The 18,845-nt window shown below is 57.5% G+C and carries 19 protein-coding genes, 6 tRNA genes, 1 other RNA gene and 1 other annotated feature (1 of these 27 only partly in view); all 26 genes read right to left on the bottom strand.

What is annotated here, in order from left to right; genetic code table 11:
* The gene (locus MOST_RS09025) at window positions 1-1,395 is read right to left on the bottom strand and encodes an FAD-binding oxidoreductase (RefSeq protein WP_054936936.1); all 1,395 of its coding nucleotides are present in this window, start codon (window positions 1,393-1,395) and stop codon (window positions 1-3) included.
* Between the two features lie 310 nt (window positions 1,396-1,705).
* On the bottom strand, window positions 1,706-2,629 hold the full coding sequence (fmt, locus tag MOST_RS09020; RefSeq protein ID WP_161952823.1) for a methionyl-tRNA formyltransferase: 924 nt from the start codon (window positions 2,627-2,629) through the stop codon (window positions 1,706-1,708).
* A gap of 96 nt (window positions 2,630-2,725) precedes the next feature.
* A complete protein-coding gene (locus tag MOST_RS09015; RefSeq protein ID WP_054936934.1) occupies window positions 2,726-3,019 on the bottom strand; it encodes a 4Fe-4S dicluster domain-containing protein in 294 nt (97 codons plus the stop codon).
* Window positions 3,016-3,582, bottom strand: a complete 567-nt coding sequence (locus MOST_RS09010; protein ID WP_054936933.1) for a 2-oxoacid:ferredoxin oxidoreductase subunit gamma family protein — start codon at window positions 3,580-3,582, stop codon at window positions 3,016-3,018. Before MOST_RS09010 ends, MOST_RS09015 begins: the two co-directional genes overlap by 4 nt.
* Complete coding sequence (locus tag MOST_RS09005) at window positions 3,566-4,360, bottom strand: thiamine pyrophosphate-dependent enzyme (protein WP_054936932.1); 795 nt, start codon at window positions 4,358-4,360, stop codon at window positions 3,566-3,568. The genes MOST_RS09010 and MOST_RS09005 overlap by 17 nt, the downstream gene beginning before the upstream one ends.
* Entirely contained in the window at window positions 4,360-5,451 is a 1,092-nt protein-coding gene (locus MOST_RS09000; protein ID WP_054936931.1) for a transketolase C-terminal domain-containing protein, read from the bottom strand. The genes MOST_RS09005 and MOST_RS09000 overlap by 1 nt, the downstream gene beginning before the upstream one ends.
* Before the next feature lie 43 nt (window positions 5,452-5,494).
* Window positions 5,495-6,034 carry a hypothetical protein gene (locus MOST_RS08995; RefSeq protein ID WP_244267044.1) on the bottom strand — a complete coding sequence of 180 codons (540 nt, stop codon included), beginning with the start codon at window positions 6,032-6,034 and terminating at the stop codon, window positions 5,495-5,497.
* 275 nt (window positions 6,035-6,309) lie between these two features.
* On the bottom strand, window positions 6,310-6,585 hold the full coding sequence (locus tag MOST_RS08985; RefSeq protein ID WP_054936928.1) for a pro-sigmaK processing inhibitor BofA family protein: 276 nt from the start codon (window positions 6,583-6,585) through the stop codon (window positions 6,310-6,312).
* Complete coding sequence (locus MOST_RS08980; protein ID WP_054936927.1) at window positions 6,575-6,841, bottom strand: DUF2508 family protein; 267 nt, start codon at window positions 6,839-6,841, stop codon at window positions 6,575-6,577. The genes MOST_RS08985 and MOST_RS08980 overlap by 11 nt, the downstream gene beginning before the upstream one ends.
* A 66-nt stretch (window positions 6,842-6,907) precedes the next feature.
* A complete protein-coding gene (gene recR / locus MOST_RS08975; protein ID WP_054936926.1) occupies window positions 6,908-7,507 on the bottom strand; it encodes a recombination mediator RecR in 600 nt (199 codons plus the stop codon).
* A 3-nt stretch (window positions 7,508-7,510) separates the two neighbouring features.
* On the bottom strand, window positions 7,511-7,819 hold the full coding sequence (locus tag MOST_RS08970) for a YbaB/EbfC family nucleoid-associated protein (RefSeq protein ID WP_054936966.1): 309 nt from the start codon (window positions 7,817-7,819) through the stop codon (window positions 7,511-7,513).
* Window positions 7,820-7,845: 26 nt separating this feature from the next.
* Window positions 7,846-9,555, bottom strand: a complete 1,710-nt coding sequence (gene dnaX, locus MOST_RS08965) for a DNA polymerase III subunit gamma/tau (protein ID WP_106007113.1) — start codon at window positions 9,553-9,555, stop codon at window positions 7,846-7,848.
* A gap of 75 nt (window positions 9,556-9,630) precedes the next feature.
* Window positions 9,631-9,895: signal recognition particle sRNA large type (gene ffs, locus MOST_RS08960), an RNA gene on the bottom strand.
* Between the two features lie 21 nt (window positions 9,896-9,916).
* A tRNA-Ser gene (locus MOST_RS08955) sits at window positions 9,917-10,012 on the bottom strand.
* A gap of 136 nt (window positions 10,013-10,148) precedes the next feature.
* Window positions 10,149-10,244: transfer RNA gene (locus MOST_RS08950), tRNA-Ser, on the bottom strand.
* Window positions 10,231-10,686, bottom strand: coding sequence for a tRNA adenosine(34) deaminase TadA (tadA, locus tag MOST_RS08945; RefSeq protein ID WP_106007102.1), 456 nt, complete (start codon window positions 10,684-10,686; stop codon window positions 10,231-10,233). Before tadA ends, MOST_RS08950 begins: the two co-directional genes overlap by 14 nt.
* A 23-nt stretch (window positions 10,687-10,709) precedes the next feature.
* Window positions 10,710-10,786 (bottom strand) — tRNA-Arg (locus tag MOST_RS08940).
* Window positions 10,787-10,798: 12 nt separating this feature from the next.
* Window positions 10,799-10,875: transfer RNA gene (locus tag MOST_RS08935), tRNA-Arg, on the bottom strand.
* A 160-nt stretch (window positions 10,876-11,035) separates the two neighbouring features.
* Window positions 11,036-11,131 (bottom strand) — tRNA-Ser (locus MOST_RS08930).
* 20 nt (window positions 11,132-11,151) lie between these two features.
* A tRNA-Ser gene (locus MOST_RS08925) sits at window positions 11,152-11,242 on the bottom strand.
* A gap of 143 nt (window positions 11,243-11,385) precedes the next feature.
* Window positions 11,386-11,910 (bottom strand): DoxX family membrane protein, encoded by a 525-nt coding sequence (locus tag MOST_RS08920; protein WP_054936924.1) that lies wholly within the window; start codon window positions 11,908-11,910, stop codon window positions 11,386-11,388.
* Window positions 11,911-12,027: 117 nt separating this feature from the next.
* A complete protein-coding gene (locus tag MOST_RS08915) occupies window positions 12,028-12,693 on the bottom strand; it encodes a response regulator (RefSeq protein WP_054936923.1) in 666 nt (221 codons plus the stop codon).
* Entirely contained in the window at window positions 12,665-14,128 is a 1,464-nt protein-coding gene (locus tag MOST_RS08910; RefSeq protein ID WP_054936922.1) for a sensor histidine kinase, read from the bottom strand. Before MOST_RS08910 ends, MOST_RS08915 begins: the two co-directional genes overlap by 29 nt.
* Window positions 14,125-15,417 carry a serine--tRNA ligase gene (gene serS / locus MOST_RS08905; RefSeq protein WP_054936921.1) on the bottom strand — a complete coding sequence of 431 codons (1,293 nt, stop codon included), beginning with the start codon at window positions 15,415-15,417 and terminating at the stop codon, window positions 14,125-14,127. Before serS ends, MOST_RS08910 begins: the two co-directional genes overlap by 4 nt.
* Before the next feature lie 121 nt (window positions 15,418-15,538).
* Window positions 15,539-17,116, bottom strand: coding sequence for a phosphoglycerate dehydrogenase (gene serA / locus MOST_RS08900; RefSeq protein WP_054936920.1), 1,578 nt, complete (start codon window positions 17,114-17,116; stop codon window positions 15,539-15,541).
* Window positions 17,117-17,498: 382 nt separating this feature from the next.
* Window positions 17,499-18,680 carry a pyridoxal-phosphate-dependent aminotransferase family protein gene (locus MOST_RS08895; protein WP_054936919.1) on the bottom strand — a complete coding sequence of 394 codons (1,182 nt, stop codon included), beginning with the start codon at window positions 18,678-18,680 and terminating at the stop codon, window positions 17,499-17,501.
* 160 nt (window positions 18,681-18,840) lie between these two features.
* Window positions 18,841-18,845: a binding site (T-box leader), on the bottom strand; it runs 230 nt beyond the window's last position.

Here is an 18,845-nt window from a genome sequence, read left to right as displayed (position 1 = left end):
TCAGGCCGCCGTATCGGTATCGGGTACAGTTTTACCGGCGTTCAATATCTCGCTGGGATCAAAGGCCAGGCGTTCCCGGCGTAAAAACTGGAGTTCCTCCGGGTTAAAGGCCCAGCGTACAAATTCCAGTTTGGCCAGGCCAATGCCATGCTCGCCAGATAGGGTACCACCCAGATCCAGGGCCTTGCGGAAAAGGGCGGCCCTGACTTTTTCCACCCGCTCCATTTCTTCTTTATTACGTTCATCGAAAAGAACCAGGGGATGCAGGTTGCCGTCACCGGCGTGGGCCAGCATGCCAATGGGGACGTTATATTCCTGGCTCAAGCGGTTAACTTCCTTGAGGATTTCCGGCAACTTGGTGCGGGGTACGGTGGCATCTTCCATATCGTAATTGGGGGCCAGGCGGCCAATGGCGCCAATAGCCATCCGCCGCGCCGTCCACAGGTTATCCCGTTCCCGGGCATTCTGGGCCAGCTTTACATCGGTAGCCCCATTCTCCCGGCAGATTTGCATTATCTGCTGCGCCTGGCGGTCCAGGCCGGCATCCCAACCGTCAACTTCAATTAAAAGTATAGCTCCCGCATCTACAGGCAAGCCGATATGCAGCCAGTCTTCAACGGCATTGATGATCTTGTTGTCCATCAGTTCCAGGGTACAGGGGATAATGCCGTGGGCAATTATGGCCGAAACTGACGTGCCGGCATCTTCAAGGGTTTTATAGATGGCCAGCATGGTGCGGTTGGCCCGGGGCGCCGGCGTCAATTTGCAAATTATCTTGGTGGCAATGCCCAGGTTGCCTTCCGAACCGATCAGCAGGGCATTGAGGTTTAATTCCTGGGCTATCGGCTCCAGTTTGCCTCCGATTTGCACAATTTCACCGCTCGATAAAACCAGCTCCATCCCGATAATATGGTCCCTGGTGAGGCCATATTTAATCCCCCGCATGCCACCCGAGTTCTCCCCTAGGTTGCCTCCCATGGTCGATACCTTCTGGCTGGCCGGGTCGGGCATGTAAACTAAACCATAAGGAGCGACGGCTTTTTGTAGTTCCATATTGGTAACGCCCGGTTCCACCACCGCCACGCGGTTTTCGGGATCAATCTCCAGGATACGGTTCATCCTGGTCATGACAATGACTATCCCGCCCCGCTGTGGTACGGCGCCGCCGCTCAGGCAGGTACCGCCCCCGCGGGGTGTTACCGGGATCTTTTTGCTGCCAGCGAGCTTCAAGATGGCAGCTATCTGCTGGGCATCCTGGACATAGACAACCACTTCGGGCTGGCCGTAAACGAGGGAAGCATCATACATGTAGGTATTCAAAGATACCCTGGAAGTCAAGACATTCTCTTTGCCGACAATTCTCACCAGCTCGTTAAGGGTTGATTGATCGACCATTATTAAACCCCTCTCCCTTCCCCATTAAAATCATGGCCAGACTCTCTATCTAAACACCACTCTGCAGCGGTGCGACCAGGTTAAAAAGTATATTTTCGTTAGCACCAGCCCCGTCTATTTTGTTACTAATATAACAAAGGTATAATATTCATTAATTTAAATCTAACAGTAACTTTGGACAGGTGTCAAGAATTGTCTGGCTTATAATGTCCTTCAGGCAGACAAGAAAAACCCTTGTATAAAGCCTTTTCTCCCATTTTCATTCATTAGCTGCCTGTCTTATGGTCTAACCAGCAGACAGGAAATATTGTTAAATTCCCACCTGTTCACCTGGCTGGATAGCAGCGGCAGTTATAAACTGGCCAGCAAGTATCTTGTCAGGGGAGCTACCGTACTGTACCCGGCGGGCCAGAATTGCCCCCTCCCCTGTAGCGATAACAAAGCCTTCCTCCCCGGGGATTTCAATTATTGTACCCGGGTCACCTTGAGCTTGGCAGGGCCTGGCCTCCCAGATCTTTAGCTTTTCCCCCCGGAAGGTAGTCCAGGCCCCCGGGTTAGGGTTGGAACCGCGGATAAGGTTATAAATCTTCTGGGCGTTTTGCCGCCAGTCAATTCTCACATCTGCTTCCTTAATTACTGGCTGGAAAGAAGCTTGCGTTTCATCTTGGGGCACCGGGCTAGCCTTCCCCTCCCGGATTAAGCGGACGGCTTCGGCAACCATTTGCACGCCCAGGGGGTAGAGTTTCTCAAAGTATAATGATTTTACCGTATCATCAGGGTCAATGGCCACTTTCTGCTGTAGGATAATGGGACCCGTATCAATACCGGCATCAATCTGATGGATGGTAACGCCCGTTTCCGTTTCGCCATTGATAATGGCCCAGTTCATGGCACTGCCGCCGCGGTATTTAGGTAGTAATGAAGGGTGATAATTAATGCCACCGCAGGTAGCCATGTCAATCATAGCCCGGGGGACAATATCGGTTACGAAGGCCAGTACCAGCAGGTCGGGCCGGAGGTTTTTAACCCACGTCAAGACTTCTGGGTCCTTCAAACGCGCCGGCTGCAACAGGGGCAAACCGCTCCCCACTGCCAGCTCTTTCACCGGATTTGGTCCCTTTTGCCCCGGCCGGTCCGGTACGGTGAGGACGCCGGCAATCTCTTCCCCCTGGTCAAGGAGGGCCTGCAGGCAGTCTCTACCAAAGGGCGCCTGGCCAATAAAGATAATACGCAAAAACATCTCCCCTCCCATATTTTCCCATCCCGGCAGGCAGAATGGGGGTTTAAATTTTCCTTCTATATTTAATATATCCTCATACCGCCATCCCTGTCAATGCTTTTCCGGAGCAGCCGTCAGGCTATCAGACCGGCCCTTGCCGTCGCGCCTTTCGATCCAGATGGCGGCATCGGGGCATACCAGTTGACATTTCTTACAAGCAATGCAGGGTTTCCCGTGACCCGGCTCTACCACCGGGGTGCCGAAGGCCCCCAGTTGTTTAGCCCAGCCGATGGTGTCTACAGGACACTTCTCGATGCAGAGGCCGCAGCCCTTGCACAGGGCCGGGAACAGATGGAAGATCCCTTTGCCATTCTCGGTGGTAATGGCTTTGAAAGTGACGCTCATAAGTTCTCTCTCCCTATTTCGTACCCCCGCTCCAGGGCGCGGTAGTTTAATTCCCTGAGGCCCGGGTCTTGGGCAAACTTATGGCCAAACTGGCGTTCCAGGGCCTGTTCTACATCCCGGCGCTCTAAAAAGCCCGTTACGCCCACCAGTACTCCCAAGATGATGACGTTAAAGACCCGGGGGTGCATTTCCTCCTGGGCTATAGCCAGGGCCGGGACGGCCAGGCGTCTCTGCCTTTTCCCGTAAACCTGCCGCACGTCGTCTTCCAGGCCGGCCTCATAAACCAGTAAAGTCTTGTCGCCTACATACTGCCGTACCCTCTCTACGGCCCGGTGGCTCAAAGCTACCACAATATCACCGGTAGTAAATTTAGGCGCGCTCACTGGTTCCCTGCTTATCTGGACAAAGGCCACCGAAACGCCGCCCCGCTGTTCGACGCCAAAATTGGGGATATAAAGGGCCTGGAAGCCGGCCTGATAGGCCGCCTCGGTAATAATCTCGGCCACCGACTGTACCCCCTGCCCTCCTTCCCCGGCCAGGGCGATTTTAAGATTGAAATCCACGGGCTGGCACCTCCTGGAGCCGGCCGACCGGTCCCTCTTCCGGTGTCCTCAGCTCCCCGACAGGGAAATAGGCGGTCATTTCTTTTTCCACAAAACGCCAGGTCGCGGCAGCATTGGTGTGCCAGTTGGTGGGGCAGGACGACAGGGCCTCGATAAAGGCGATACCCCGGCCTTCCAGCTGGTTCTGCAGGCCTTTCTGAATAAAGTTTTTCAGCTGGACGATATTGGCTATGCTCCCCCGGGCGACGTAAGCTCCCGGCGGGGCAATGGCCGCCACCAGTTCCGGGCCCAGGATGGGCCGGCCGGTGAGCCTGGCGTCGCGGCCATAGGGGGTCGTTTCCGTCTTTTGTCCCGGCAGGGTGGTCGGGGCCATCTGGCCGCCGGTCATGGCGTAGACGGTATTGTTAACCACGATAATCGTCACCAGGTCGTTGCGGCTGGCGCTGCTGACCAGGTGCTGGGCGCCGATGGCGTAGGCGCCGCCGTCGCCCATGTAGGAAACGACCACCAGTTCCGGTCGCGCCCGCTTGATCCCCACCAGCACCGGCGTGGTACGGCCGTGGTGGGTCTGGACGGTGTCCAGGTTGAAAAAGTCCCAGGAAAGCAGGGAGCAGCCGATGTCGCAACCAAAGATGGTCCGTTCCTGGATGTCCAGGGCGTCGACAGCCTCCCCCAGGGCTTTGAGGACTATACCGTGGCCGCAGCCGGGGCAAAACTTGTGGGGCTTGGTCTCCGCCCGCCAGACCCGGGGCATTTGCGGTTGGGCGGCGATGGCCATTAGATCAGCTCCTTCGCATGGATAAACTCCACTATTTCTTCCGGCGTAATCCCCATTCCTGGGCGCAGGTAGCCGGAGACCGGCGTCTCCAGGCCGTAAAGGCTGGCCTGGACCTGCCGTTTTAGCTGGCCGTAGGCCGACTCCACTACCAGGAGGTTGCGGGCCCGGGCTGCCAGGGGCCTTAAGGTTTCCGCCGGGAAGGGCCGTAAGGTCACGGGCCGGAAATAGCCGGCCTTGAAACCTCTTTCCCGCAGGGAAACCGCGGCCGCCCGGGCGGCCCGGGCCACGACCCCGTGGGCAATAATAAGCAACTCGGCGTCATCGACGGCGTAGGTGTCCCATTCGACTACCCGGGGAGAGAGGGCTTCATATTCTTTAATGGCCGCCGTGAGGACCTCGTAAAGCTCATCTTCCAGGTTATAGGTATTGCGCAGGTGGGCCGGGTCGCGTTCTTCCCCCGGCAGGCCCGGCAGGCCTACCATGGGGCGGCACGGTTCCATGGTAATGCCCCGGGCTTCAGGGTCGAAGATGGTTACCGGTTCCCGCATTTTGGATTGATACCCGTCCCCCAGGACAAAGGTGGGGAAACGGTATTTCCAGGCGCTGTTAAAGGCTTTAATGGTATAAAGAAACAGCTCATCATGGGAAGACGGGGAATAAACAATCCTCAAGCCTTCGCCATTGCCGCCGAAACAGGTCAGATTAAGCTCCTGCTGGGAATAGATGACCGTGGCCGTCGAAGGACCGCCGCGCTGGGTTACCACCACGACCGTCGGCAGGCGCATCATCTCGGCCATAGCCATGGCTTCCTGCATCAGGACGTTGCCCGGCCCGGCCGTAGCCGTAAAGGCCCGCTTCCCTGCCAGGACACCCCCGACAGTAGCAAAACCGGCCGAGATTTCATCTTCCGTCTGGAGAAAACCCCGTTCATATTTGGGCGCCATCCGGGTCCAGTAGTGCATAATTTCATTCTGCGGCGTAATGGGGTAGCCGTACATGATGTCGGCCCCGGCGGCCAGGGCCGCCCAGGCCACCACCTCGTTGCCGGTCATGAAGGCCCGCTGCTCGCCCGTAACAGGCCTGGTTGCCATAAATACACCCCGTTCCTGCGCAAATCCCCCTGTGAAAGTACCCTTACCAGAATGCCAGGGGCATGTAGCGTTTGATTGCCCGGACAGGATTACCACAAATATCGCGCTCGCCGATTAATGGAACCAGTTCGAACATTACTGCCGTGGCCACTACCGGGAGGTTTAATTCCCGGGCCGCAGCAGTTACCTTCCTGGCCCCGGCTTGGATGAGGTCTACCGTTGTCTCTTCCCCCAGGTGGGTGTTGTTGAGCAGGCCGTCCACCCGGCCTAAAGAGCGCACGTGAACGATAATATCCTTAACCGTGGCCGTCGCCGGTCGGGCAGTATTGATCACAGCCAGGGCCCGGAGATCGGGAGCCGTCCCCGCTCCTTCCAGTAAATGCAACATACCGGCCCCGGCCGTGCCATAGCCGGCATCGATGATCACGTCCCCTTCCCGGTGCAGGGCCCAGCGGACGGCCGGGTGCAGGACCGTCCCGGCCTCACCCCAGCCGGTCACCTGCCGCGTCTCCCAGGCCAGCACCTTGATCCCCATGGCTTCCAGCTTGAGTTTCAGGGGGCGCAGAGTATAGCACGGTTCCACGGTATCCAGGTCGGCCAGGGTTACCTGCCGGCCCTGTTCCCGTAAAAAAACAGCCCGGTTAACGGCGTTCTCCGACTTGCCGCTGCCGTATTCCCCCAGGTATGCCTCAACGATACGCGCTTTTCTTCACCCCGGTGGTTAGTATGCGCTCCTGCAAGAATAGCATACTTCCGAATAAGGCATGCCACCCGCTTTGAAAGACCGCCTAAAAAATAAAAAAGCCCGGCTTTAACCGGACTGCCGGTGCTACGGGCCACCCCGGGTGCCTCCCACCCTCACGTCCCCAGGACCAGGCGCAAAAAAATCAGTAGGATTAACCCGGGCAGGCCCAGGAAACCGGCGATTAAAACAGTGAGCCAGTTCAGGGGGATAAAAAAATGAAAATAGGCGCCAAAAAAGTTAAAGGCCCAGAGGAGGAGAAGCCCGAACAAGGAGTTAACAACAATCTTAAAAACTAACTTCAAGGGTTTTAATAAAAGGCCGCCTATAAGATAAACAAGAAATAACAAGAAAACACCGGCCAGTATAAGCTGTACGGTATCACTGCCCACAGGTACCACTCCTTAACCCGCTTTCCCCGCCACAGGCTTGCGTTTGCAGGCCGTCTTTTTGTTGCCGGTTACGAGCCAGCTTCCACAGGTACATATATTTCCTTTCTGCCGCCTCCAGACGGTAGATGGCCTGATCCACCAGATCGGATTCCGTTACCTCGGCAAAAAAGCGCTGGGCCGCCCACCATTCTGCCCGGGCCTCCCTGATAGCTTCGGCCAGCACTTCCAGGTCTGCGTTCAGGCTCCACTCCTGCATGCGGCCACCTCCCAACTGCCATTTGCTTATAAAATATGCAGCTGGGAATAATTTCTTGCCTACTTTTTATTCCATTTCGTGGCGGCCGCTGAAGGCCCGGGCCAGGGTAATTTCATCGGCGTATTCCAGATCGCTCCCCACGGGCAGGCCGTAGGCCAGGCGGGTCACCCTTACGGCCAGGGGTTTTAACAGCCTGGCGAGATAAAGGGCCGTCGCCTCTCCTTCCACATCGGCATTGGTAGCCAGGACTACCTCCCTGATCTTCCCCCCCTGGAGGCGCCTTAAAAGCTCTTTAACCCTGAGCTGGTCCGGCCCTATCCCGTCCACGGGTGAAATGGCCCCCTGCAACACATGGTACAATCCCCGGTACTGGCGGGTTTTTTCCAGGGCCACAATGTCCCGCGCCTCCTCCACCACGCAGATAATGCCCTGATCCCTTTCCGGATCGGTGCACAGGAGGCAAGGATCGCGGTCGGTGAGGTTGCCGCATACAGAGCAATAATGGGTCTTCCGGCGGGCCTCCAGGATAGCTGCTGCCAGGTTTTCCGCCTCTGCCGCCGGGGCGTTGAGAAGATAGAAGGCCAGGCGCTGGGCTGTTTTGGGCCCTACTCCCGGCAGTTTGCCCAGGGCCGCAATCAGTTTGTTCAGGGGTTCCGGGTAATTCATTTTTTAAAACCCCGGCAGCCGCATGTTCCCGGTAATTTTCCCCATTTCCCTGGCCGCCATTTCCTGGGACTGGCGCAGGGCTTCGTTGACAGCTGCCAGGATCAGGTCCTGGAGCATTTCCACATCTTCAGGATCCACGGCAGCCGGGTCAATTTTAATACCGACAATTTCCTGGCGGCCGTTGGCCGTAACCACAACGGCACCGCCGCCGGCGGCTGCCTCAACTGTCTTTTCCCCCAGCTCATCCTGGAGCCTGGCGATCTGGGCCTGCATCTTTTGCATCTGCTTCATCATCTTGTTGATATTGTTCATACCCACGGGCTTGACCGTCCTCCTTTTTAATCCTTGATCTCCACTTTGTCGGGGCCGAAATATTCTACCAGCTTATCTAATACTTCTTCCTGGCTCGCCCCGTCCACAGGCGGCCTCCCCGCCGTAATAACGAGCTTGAGGGGCCGGCCGAATACCCTGGCCAGGACAGCTTCCACCTTCTGCCGGTTGGCGGGCTGTTCCAGCATGCCGCGGTGGAAATCCGTTTTGACTTCCACGGTCAGGCTGTCCCCCGTCACAGCCGCCGGCTCCCCGGCCCGTAAATAAGCCTGGAGGTGGACGCTTTCCCGGCGGGCCGCTGCCAGGACCTCCGGCCAGCGCTCCTGGACAGTAAATAATTCTAATGGAGGAGAGCCGGCAGGCGTAACTCCTTCCTGTTGCCGGGCTGCAGGCCTGGTCCTGGAAGCATGGCTTTCTCCTTTACCAGGCAAAGTCATGCCTTCCGCCTTTCTCTGGCCGGTCGTCTCCGGAGCGTGCTGGCCTCTGCCGGCGAGCCCGGGACGCGCCGGTGTTTCCCCGGGTTTTATTTCAGGCAGTTGCCCTTTTACACACCCGCTGCCGTCCAGGGCGGCCAGGCGTTTTTCCAGTTCCTCCACCCGGCGGGCCAGGTCCTCCAGGGAAGGGCCGGGATCGACCAGGAATCCGGCCAAGGTCATTTCCATGAGGACCCGGGGCTGGTTGTTCCAGCGCAGGGCTGCTCCACCCTCCTGCAACCGTTCCATAAGGTCCAGCAGGCGCCGGGGAGTAAATTTCTGCGCCTGGGCCGCTACCTGTTCCACTTCTTCCGGCAGGAGGCCGGTAAATTCCCCCGCCCGGGGATCCATATGCAAAAGAAGGAGGTTGCGGGTATGCTCCAGCAGGTCCTCCAGCAGCCGCTGGGGTTCCACCCCCGACTGCAGGGCCGTATCTACCAGGCGGAGCATGGCGGCCCCATCGCCGTCTGCCAGGGCATCTGTTATGGCTAGGAGGGTATCCAGGCGTGCCGTACCCAGGGTAGCGGCTACCTGCGCCGCAGTAATGATCTCCTGGTTGCCGGTAGACAGGATCTGGTCCAAAAGGCTTAAAGCATCGCGTAAGCCCCCGGCAGCCTTGCGGGCTAAAAGGCTTAAGCCCGCCGGCTCGATCTGGACTTTATTGGCCGCCGCCACCTCCTGCAGGCGCCCGCTGATGGCGGCTACCGTTAGGGGGTGAAAGTCAAAGCGCTGGCAGCGGGAAAGGATGGTCGGTAAAACCTTGCGCGGCTCCGTGGTGGCCAGGATAAAGACGGCATGGGCCGGCGGCTCTTCCAGGGTTTTTAACAGGGCATTAAAGGCCTCCGGCGTCAGCATGTGGACTTCATCGATAATATAAACCTTGTAGCGGCCCTCTACCGGCCCCAGGGGAATCTTTTCAATTAATTCACGGATCTCATCGATGCCCCGGTTGGAGGCAGCGTCGATTTCCAGGACATCCAGGGAGTTACCGGCATTGATGCGCCGGCAATTGGGACACTCATTGCACGGTTCTCCCTCCCGGGGCGACTGGCAATTGACGGCTTTGGCCAGGATTTTGGCGGTACTGGTTTTACCGGTGCCCCGGGGACCGCAGAAAAGGTAGGCGTGGACCACGCGATGGTTGCGCAGGGCATTGAGCAGGGTGCGGGTAATATGTTCCTGTCCCACTACCTCGGTAAAGGTGCGCGGCCGCCATTGCCGGTACAGGGCCTGGTACTGAGCCAACATCCTCACCTTCTTATCCTATTAAAAAAGGGATTATTCCCCTGCCGAATAATCCCTTCCTGTCTCATTAGGTGACCGTGCACCCACTGTTGAACATGGCCTCCGGGCGTTACCGGCGCAGGTAACTCCAACCAGGCGCTCCCGCGGCACCCGAGGGTGCTCACTTACCGCTGCTTCCTCCCGGACCTGACGGGGTTCATGAGTTCTCGTCGCGCAGGACCCGGCTCTCTTCGCCCCTTACACCGGCCGGACCCCACAGGTCAGGCCCGCCAGTGGGACTTCGACCCCGCTATAGCGGTTTGCGGGTTACAGGGCACCGCTACCTCCCCGTCTAGCACGGTCAAAGCTATAAAAATTAAAATGGCGGAGAGAGTGGGATTCGAACCCACGAGACGAGTTTGTGACCCGTCTACTCGCTCTCCAGGCGAGCGCCTTCGACCAACTCAGCCATCTCTCCGCGCAAATCTGTTGTTTATATAAAAATTATACAGCGAAGTGCGGCTAAATGCAAGCTGCTTCAGAAGAGCATGTCAAGGCGTTTAAGAAAAAGGGGAGGCCATTTATAACGGCAACACCCCTTAATTAACTTTTGCTGGCGGAGAGAGTGGGATTCGAACCCACGAGGCGACCTCTTCAGCCGCCTACTCGATTTCGAGTCGAGCGCCTTCAACCAGCTCAGCCATCTCTCCGCAGTTGCTGGAAAAAACGTTTTAATAACTGCCGGCATTCCTCTTCACGGATGCCGGTGATAACCTCCACCTGGTGGTTAAAATGGGGATTTTCCACCAGATTGACTACAGAATCTACAGCCCCGGCGCGTAAATCCGGGGCACCATAAACCAGCCTCTTTACCCTGGCCTGCACCAGGGCGCCAGCACACATGGGACAGGGTTCCAGGGTGACGTACAGGGTAGTACCTGTCAACCGCCAGTTGCCCCGTACCCGGGCCGCTTCCCGCAAGGCGATAATCTCGGCGTGGGCCGTAGGGTCACCCCAGGTTTCCCGCCGGTTACCGGCCCGGGCAATAATTCGCTCCCCTTCTACTACTACAGCGCCGATGGGGATTTCCCCCAGGGCAAAGGCCTTTTCTGCCTCGGCCAGGGCTTCCCCCATATAGAAACGGTGGTCCACACGGGACCCCCTCGCTGGTATTCTGGTGCGCCTGGAGGGACTCGAACCCCCGGCACGCGGTTTAGGAAACCGCTGCTCTATCCACCTGAGCTACAGACGCACGAATAAAAAATGGCGCGCCCGGAGGGACTCGAACCCCCAACCTCCTGGTTCGTAGCCAGTTACTCTATCCCGTTGAGCTACGGGCGCACAAACTTTTTCAACCGGCAGAGTTAATTGTACCAGAGATGCAGGAGCAAGTCAAGGGTACACACCACATATCTACGCCGGCTACGGCCACAGGGCCGCGGACCTGGCGGGCCGCCCCAAAGGTAAAGTCAAACCGGCGCCTTCAGGCGCCGGCATCCTGTGGCGGAGAGAGTGGGATTCGAACCCACGGTACAGGTTTTATACCCGTACAATCGCTTAGCAGGCGATCGCCTTCGACCTACTCGGCCATCTCTCCACGCCTTCTTCCTTTGTTACTGGCGGAGGGGGTGGGATTCGAACCCACGGTGCCCGTAAGAGCATCACTGGTTTTCAAGACCAGCTCCTTAAACCGCTCGGACACCCCTCCCCAACTGGCAAGAATAGTATAACATACCCTTGCCGTCGCTGTCAATTTAAAATGCAAATCAAACGTATGTTGGTAATAGTGTATGGAAGCTAAAGCCCCGGTCACCCCTAGGGATGCCGGGGCTTTACTTCTTCTTTTCTTACTTATTTACTTACCGCCAGTGACTCGCTCGTTTCTCTTTCCTTCTTACGCTGCAGGTAAATCAATACCAGCCGGTCGACACCGTAATAGTAGGCCGAGCTTCCAGCCAGCAGCAGGATGATGGCCGCTGTGTAGAGCACCGGGTTGGTGCTCGCGGTACCGGCGAGCATAAAATTAAGATTCATAAATGCACCGACACTCAGGGCAAATACGGTTGCCGCTCCCAAAATGAGGGCAATACCCGTTAAAACCTCGCCGGCTACTACCAGCTTGGCAAACCAGGTGTAGTGGCCTCCATCGTATAGGGAACGAATAAACGCTTCGTACCAGCCATATTTAATAGCCGGCGCGCTTCCCGGCAGGGCGCCGACGGCCTTGGCCCAGAAACCTTTCAATGCTTCACCGGTTTGTGTCCATTTGGGATCACTAAGTTTGTGTAGGCCGGCCTCCAGCCACTGCCAACCCAGCCATATGCGCAAAAGGGTCCAAACAATGCTTAAACGCCGGTCGCGCAGTAAGTTGAGCATCTTTTCTCTCCCCTTTCGTGATAGTCTTCGCATATTTACTATAACTCTGGGAAGAGAAAGAACCCATAGGTCGGCGACCCGAATTTTCCCCCTCGGTTCTAAACCCTATAACCGCAACTAATCATCTTCCAGTTTAAGAATGCCCTTTTTGATGGCATACTTAACCAGGTCCACCCGGTCATGGAGACCCAGTTTTTGCATCAGGTTGGCTCGGTGGGCCTGGACGGTTTTGACGCTGATAAACAGGCGCCTGGCAATCTCCGCATTAGTCAAACCCTCGGCAGCCAGGCGTAGGACCTCCATCTCCCGGTCGGTCAATTCTGCCTTCCCGGCATCACCCTCCCTGGCTGCCGGCAAGCCCTGCTGCAGGCCGTCGATAACCCGCCGGGCAATCTGGGGATCGAGGAAGGCTTCACCCTTGACCGCCAGGCGAATGGCCTGGATAAGCTCCTCCACCCCGGCCCGCTTTAAAACATAGCCCCTGGCCCCCGCTTCCAGGGCCCGGAAGATTAGCTCGCGATCGTCGTACATGCTTAAAATAACAACCTTGAGGTCCGGCCGTTTTCGCAATAAAGCCCGGGTCGCCTCCACCCCGTTCTGGCCGTTGCCCAGCTGGAGGTCCATTACTACTACTTCCGGCCGGACCTTATCCACCAAGTTTAATAACTCAGCGGCACTACCGGTTTCCCCTACCACCTCAATATCCTTTTCCCTGGCCAGGAGGGCCCGCAGCCCCTCCCGGACTACGGCGTGATCATCTACCAGCACCACGCGGATGGCCATGGACTTTCCCCCCGCTATCGCCCTCATAGGGCAGCCAGAAGGTCATGGCTGTTCCCCGCCCGGGCGAGCTTTCAATTTCCAACCAGCCCCCGGCCAGGGCCGCCCGCTGCCGCAGGTTCTTGAGGCCCTGCCCAACGGTGGGGACCGTCGCATCGAAGCCGGTTCCATTGTCTTTAATCTTTACCCTGAAACCGCCGGCCCCCAGATCTACCCCGACCCAGATCTCGCTGGCCCGGGCATGACGGCGAATATTACTTAAAATCTCAATCATCATGTGGTAAAGGTGATCCCGCTGGTCAGTATCCAGGTAAGGCTGTCCGTTCCCCTGGACGTGCCAGTTTACCTTTAAATCACTATTCCTGGCCAGGTCTGTCACCAGTTTTTTCACCAGGGCCACCGGGTCGGCCGGCAGGTCCCGGCCCAGGTGCAGGCCGGCCAGATACCCCCGCAGGTCAGATATTACCTTTTCTGCCTGTTGCGACAGGGTCGCGAGCCTAGCCGCAGCTGCCGCCGGGTTATCCGCCAGCAGGGTGCGGCTGTGTTCCAGACCCAGGGCCAGGCCGTAGATGGACTGGATAACCCCATCATGAAGATCACGCCGGATTTTTTCCCTTTCCCGCCAAATCATCTCCCGTTCCCTGACGATCTCCCGGTAGTGCTGTTCCTCGGCATCATAAACATCCAGGAGGCGGAAGATAAAAAAGGCAACCAGGATACTGCTGAGGATGCGTAAAGCCGGCGCCGGCAGGCCCAGGCGCAGCAACAGGTCCGTATTGAGAAAATTGGCCGGGAAAAAAGCCGCCGGCGGTACAATCAATCCCCCGCCTAAGGCATAAAGAAATAAGGCCGCGGCAGAGCCGTTTAGGAAAAATTGCAGGGATTTGCGCTTAAAATGTTGCAGTTCATCCCCCTGGGCCAGGATGGCCAGCCCGCTCACCGCCGCTCCCGGTACCGCCAGCAAATAGCGCGCCGCTATTTCTATAAGTATCATCCACGCATCAAGCCCTGTTTTCTGGCGGGGAAAAGTGAAGGCGGCAAACAGCAACCATACCCCGAAACAGGTAAAGGGTAAAAGCCTCAGCCGGGCCGGCCAGTTCCTGGTATCCGCCAGGAGATCAACGCCGAAGACCAGCAGAAAGAGGTAGGATAAAGCCAGGAGCAGGGCATGCCCGCCGTTAAAGAGAACCCCCCTCAGAGTCTGCCAGCCTTCAGCAACTGCGGCAGTCGGAATGAAAATGTAGCCCCACTCCACCAGCCCGTGTAAAAGCCCAAAGACAGCCAGCCATGGTAAACGCCGTCCCAGGTGCAGGTTGCTGCCCCGCCGGGCCTGGAGGAGGATGCCAAAGCCCATGAGGAAGAAAGACAGGCCGTAGAAGAAAAAGAGTAAATTCCAGTACCAGTTTTCCCTGGTTAAGAAGTGGAGGGAAGGGTTCATGCCCCTGATCCTTGCTCCGGCCGGATGGCTTCCAGGCCACCCATATATGGTCTTAACGCTTTGGGGATAAGTACCGTACCATCCTCCTGCTGGTAGTTCTCCAGGATGGCCGCCACCGTCCGCCCCACGGCCACCCCGGAGCCGTTCAAGGTATGGACAAAGCGGGGTTTTTCCTTGGGGCCGGGCCGGAAGCGAATGTCGGCCCGCCGGGCCTGGAAGTCCTCAAAGTTACTGCAGGAGGAAATCTCCCGGTAGGTACCGGCGCTGGGGAACCATACCTCCAGGTCATAGGTCTTGGCCGCTGAAAAGCCCAGGTCGCCAGCGCAGAGGACCACCACCCGGTAGGGAAGGCCCAGGAGCTGCAGGACCTCTTCCGCATCCCGCGTCAATTTCTCCAGCTCTTCATACGAATCCTCCGGCCGGGTGAATTTAACCAGCTCTACCTTGTTAAACTGGTGCTGACGGATGAGGCCCCTGGTATCCCGCCCGGCTGCCCCGGCCTCGGCCCGGAAACAGGCGCTGTAGGCCACATGGTAGATGGGTAATAAATCACCGTTCAGGATTTCCCCCTGATATAGATTGGTAACCGGCACCTCGGCCGTCGGTATCAAATAATAATCCGTGCCCTCGACATGAAACATATCCTCAGCAAATTTGGGCAGCTGGCCGGTACCCAGCATGCTGGCGCTGTTGACGAGGTACGGCGGGAAAATTTCCGTATAACCGTGCTTGATGGTATGGAGATCCAGCATAAAATTAATCAGGGCCCTCTCCAGGCGCGCTCCGGCGCCGCGGTAAAAGACAAATCGCGCCCCGGCCACCTTGCTGCCGCGCTCAAAATCGAGGATTCCCAGCCGTTCCCCTATTTCCCAGTGCGGCCGCGGCTCAAAATCAAAGCGGGGCAGCTCGCCCCAGTGGCGTACCGGCTTGTTCTCAGCGTCGCTCAAGCCGTCGGGTACGGAATCATGGGGTATATTGGGAATCCTTAATATTTCCTGCTGGAGCTCGTCTTCCACAGCGCGAATTACCGCATCCAGTTCTTTAATGCGGTCGCTGACCTCGCGCATGGCGGCAATTAACTCCGTAGCGTCCTGGCCGTTTTTCTTAAGGCGGGCCACTTCGGCCGATACCTGGTTGCGTTTATTCTTCAGTCCCTCGACCTCAACCAGGAGGTTGCGGCGCCGGGCATCAAGAGTTAAAAAGTGCTCCAGCCCGGCCTTCAGGCCCCGGCGGGCCAGGGCTTCAGCCACCCTTTCCGGCTCCTGGCGTATTAGTTTAATATCCAACAAAATACCGCTCCCCTTTCATCCGGTTAGTGTGGATAATCCTGCCACTATTATGCCACGATTAAAGGCCCGGGGCAAACCTGCCGTAAAAAACTTAAGGGGCGTTACCGCCCCCATTAGAAACTTAAAGGTAAATATAGCGCACATCAAGGACGCCGTCCACCTGGCGAATGGCCTGTAGTGCTTCCCGCGGTACCTCGGAATCAACGCTAATAAGCATGACGGCTTCGCCACCTATTTCCTGCCGCCCCACCTGCATGGCGGCGATATTCACTTTATGGTCCCCTATGGCCAGGCCTACCGGGCCGATTATACGCGGCCGGTCCAGGTGGGGCACGACCAGCATGTGCCCTGCCGGGCTGGCATCGACGCTATAACCGTCCAGGTTGACCAGACGGGGTTCCCCGGCCTGGTTGACGGTCCCGGCCAGGCGGTGGCTCTCCCGCCGCCCCTCGACCTTTACACTGATGAGGTTGGCGAAGTACTCCATCTCCCGGCTCTTCTTTTCCCGGATGCGTATACCCCGCTTTTTGGCCACCAGGGGCGCATTGACATAGTTGACGGCATCGGCCAGGAGGGGACGCAGTAACCCTTTCAAGAAGGAGCTGGTCAGGGGCGCCAGGTCATACTGGGCCAGCTCACCATTGCAACAGATCTCCGCCGCAATTATGGGGCTTTCCATGAGCTGGGCCAGGAAGCTCCCCAATTTTTCGGCTAGTTGCAGGTAGGGCCTTAAGACCTCGGCTACATGGCCCCGCACCACCGGGATATTGACGGCGTTCAAAACCGGTTCTCCCTTAAGGCAGCGCACTACATCGCGAGCAACCTCAACTGCTACGGCTACCTGGGCTTCCTCCGTCGAAGCTCCCAGATGGGGGGTAACAATGACGTTGTCCAGTTCCAGCAGGGGGCTGGCCTTTAAGGGTTCTTCCTCAAAGACGTCCAGGGCCGCCCCGGCCACCTGCCCGGCTTTTAAAGCTTCATAAAGGGCTGCCTCGTCGATAATACCTCCCCGGGCCACATTCAACACCCGCGCTCCGGGTTTCAGGAGTTTCAGTTCCTCCCGGCCCAGGAGATGCCGGGTCTCATTCGTCAGGGGTAGGTGGACGGTTACAAAGTCGGCGGCTTGCAGGACTGTCTCCAGGGAGGCCAGTTCGACCTCAAGGCGCGTGGCCTGTTCCGGGTCGACGTAAGGATCATAGGCCATAACCTTCATTTCCATGCCCCGGGCGCGGCGGGCCACCTCGCGGCCGATTTTTCCCAGGCCGATAACCCCTAAGGTTTTCCCCCGCAGTTCAACGCCAACATATTTCTTCTTCTCCCAGATGCCCTGCTTTAAGGTGGCGTTGGCCTGGGGTATATTGCGGGCCAGGGCCAGCATCATGGCCATGGTATGTTCGGCGGCCGCAACGGTGTTGCCCTCAGGAGCATTAACAACTACGATACCCCTTTCAGTTGCGGCGGTGACGTCGATATTATCGGTGCCCACCCCGGCCCGGCCGATAATCTTTAACTTTTTGGCAGCGTTGATGGCCGCCGCCGTTACCTTTGTTGCGCTGCGGACGATTAAGGCTTCACTGTCACGGATAGCGTCTTTGAGTTCTTCTTCATTCATTTTACCGGCGGCCGTAACTTCCAGGCCTGCCTCCCGGAGGATAGCCAGGCCGCGTTCGTCTATACTGTCCAGGGCTAAAACGTGCATTTTGGTTATCCCCTCCCTCGGAAATGGGGTTCTGCCATGGTTACTACTAGTTAAGCTGTAATTCAGCTTTTTGTAGGCTGGAGGTACAGGCTCCGGGCTCCGGTGGTTCTGGGCTAGCAAACTTAGCGCTCAGCCTTGCTCGGCGGCGGGGGTGGCTAACCTTTATCTCTTTGATCAATTGTAACGGGGTGTGACACTTCTCATTCCTGAAGCCACGTTACGATCCCCATCCCATTCACCGCCGCCTCCCTGCGGCTTCGCGTAAGTATCTGACGCCTCGAACCAAGTCGCCCTCCGCCTGTACCCTCCAGCCCCTTGCCTCAACCTACATTTTCATGCTTGGTGGAACGGGCGCTTAGCCCCTATAAGCGGCTCCTCTACTCTAGCTGGCCAGGGTTTCCACGCCAGCAGGCATTCCTTCGCTTAATATAGCCCCGGCTGCGGCCACTGCTGCACCCCGGGTCACCGGTACACCGGCATCAATAAGGACATTTTCCAGGGCAGCCAGGCCGGCCAGGATATCGCTGCAACTCACATAGCCCAGATGACCGATGCGGAACACCCTGTCCTTGACGTCACCCTGCCCTCCGGCAACGACCACGCCAAATTTTTCCCGCAAGGGGGTGATGATATCTGCCGGTTTCATACCCTCCGGTACACAGACGGCCGTCACTGCCGGCGAGGCTACTGTATCGTCAGCCAGGAGCTTTAGCCCCAGGGCACGGACCCCGGCCCGTACCATATCCCGCATCAGGGCATGGCGGGCAAAGCTGCCGGCCAGGGTTTCCGTCTTCAGGAGACGCAAGGATTCCTGTAGACCGTAGAGCAGGGGGACAGCCGGTGTAAAGGGCGTCTGCCCCTTTAGCCCTGAATTTCTCGCCTTTTTAATATCCAGGTAAAAACGATGGTTGGTGCACTTTTCAGCCGCCTGCCAGGCGCGATCGCTAACAGCCAGCATGGTTAATCCCGGGGGTAACATGAAGGCTTTCTGGGACCCGGCGATGACCACATCAACATGCCAGGCGTCCATTGGTAAATCGGCTGCCACCAGGCCGCTGATGCTGTCCACAATGAGGAGGGCCGGGTGGCTTCCCCGGGCACGGCTGATGGCCTGGATGTCATTTAAAACCCCGGTCGAGGTCTCATTATGCTGGACTAGAATGGCCTTGATCTTATGTTCCGTATCGGCTTCGAGGCGCCTGGCTATGGCCAGGGGGTCAGCTGCCTGCCCGTACGGGAAGGCCATAACCTCCGTTTCAACACCGAAGGCACGGCAAATCTGAATAAAACGCTCGCCAAAGGCGCCAATGGTTACGGCAAGCACCTTTTCCCCGGGGGAAATGAGGTTGGCTACGGCCGCTTCCATGCCACCGGTACCCGAAGCCGTTAAAATAACCACCTCGGAACGGGTCTGGAAGACATCTTTTAACCCCTCCATTACTTCTTCCCACAGCGCTTTAAACTCCGGACCGCGGTGGTTTATAGCCGGCCGCGCCATGGCCAAGGCCACCCGGGGCGGCACCGGCGTCGGCCCGGGGAGAAGTAAGATTTGCTTGTCAGTCATGGAGAACACCCTTTCCTCTTAATTTATCGATAGAAGTAGTTATCATAAAGGCTTACTATATTTAATTTAAAATGGCGCACTATATTGAGCTAAAGGGTTAAAAACCGCCAGGTCACCTCCCTTTTTTAACCAGTCCAAAATAAAAACTCTCGTCCCTTTTGCAAG

Source organism: Neomoorella stamsii (assembly GCF_002995805.1).
GTDB lineage: Bacteria > Bacillota > DSM-521 > Neomoorellales > Neomoorellaceae > Neomoorella > Neomoorella stamsii.
Note: the sequence above shows the minus strand (reverse complement) of the source record. Positions and strands in the feature narration are given on the sequence as shown.

Coding starts and splice junctions, on each gene's coding strand:
- serA (WP_054936920.1), bottom strand. CDS start 17,116: ATGCACGTTTTAGCCCTGGACAGTATAGACGAACGCGGCCTGGCTATC.
- recR (WP_054936926.1), bottom strand. CDS start 7,507: ATGAATTACCCGGAACCCCTGAACAAACTGATTGCGGCCCTGGGCAAA.
- MOST_RS09000 (WP_054936931.1), bottom strand. CDS start 5,451: ATGGCAACCAGGCCTGTTACGGGCGAGCAGCGGGCCTTCATGACCGGC.
- MOST_RS08910 (WP_054936922.1), bottom strand. CDS start 14,128: ATGAACCCTTCCCTCCACTTCTTAACCAGGGAAAACTGGTACTGGAAT.
- MOST_RS09015 (WP_054936934.1), bottom strand. CDS start 3,019: ATGAGCGTCACTTTCAAAGCCATTACCACCGAGAATGGCAAAGGGATC.
- MOST_RS08920 (WP_054936924.1), bottom strand. CDS start 11,910: ATGCTCAACTTACTGCGCGACCGGCGTTTAAGCATTGTTTGGACCCTT.
- MOST_RS08915 (WP_054936923.1), bottom strand. CDS start 12,693: ATGGCCATCCGCGTGGTGCTGGTAGATGATCACGCCGTAGTCCGGGAG.
- MOST_RS08895 (WP_054936919.1), bottom strand. CDS start 18,680: ATGACTGACAAGCAAATCTTACTTCTCCCCGGGCCGACGCCGGTGCCG.
- MOST_RS09025 (WP_054936936.1), bottom strand. CDS start 1,395: ATGGTCGATCAATCAACCCTTAACGAGCTGGTGAGAATTGTCGGCAAA.
- MOST_RS09005 (WP_054936932.1), bottom strand. CDS start 4,360: ATGGCCATCGCCGCCCAACCGCAAATGCCCCGGGTCTGGCGGGCGGAG.
- MOST_RS08970 (WP_054936966.1), bottom strand. CDS start 7,819: ATGAACAATATCAACAAGATGATGAAGCAGATGCAAAAGATGCAGGCC.
- MOST_RS08980 (WP_054936927.1), bottom strand. CDS start 6,841: ATGCAGGAGTGGAGCCTGAACGCAGACCTGGAAGTGCTGGCCGAAGCT.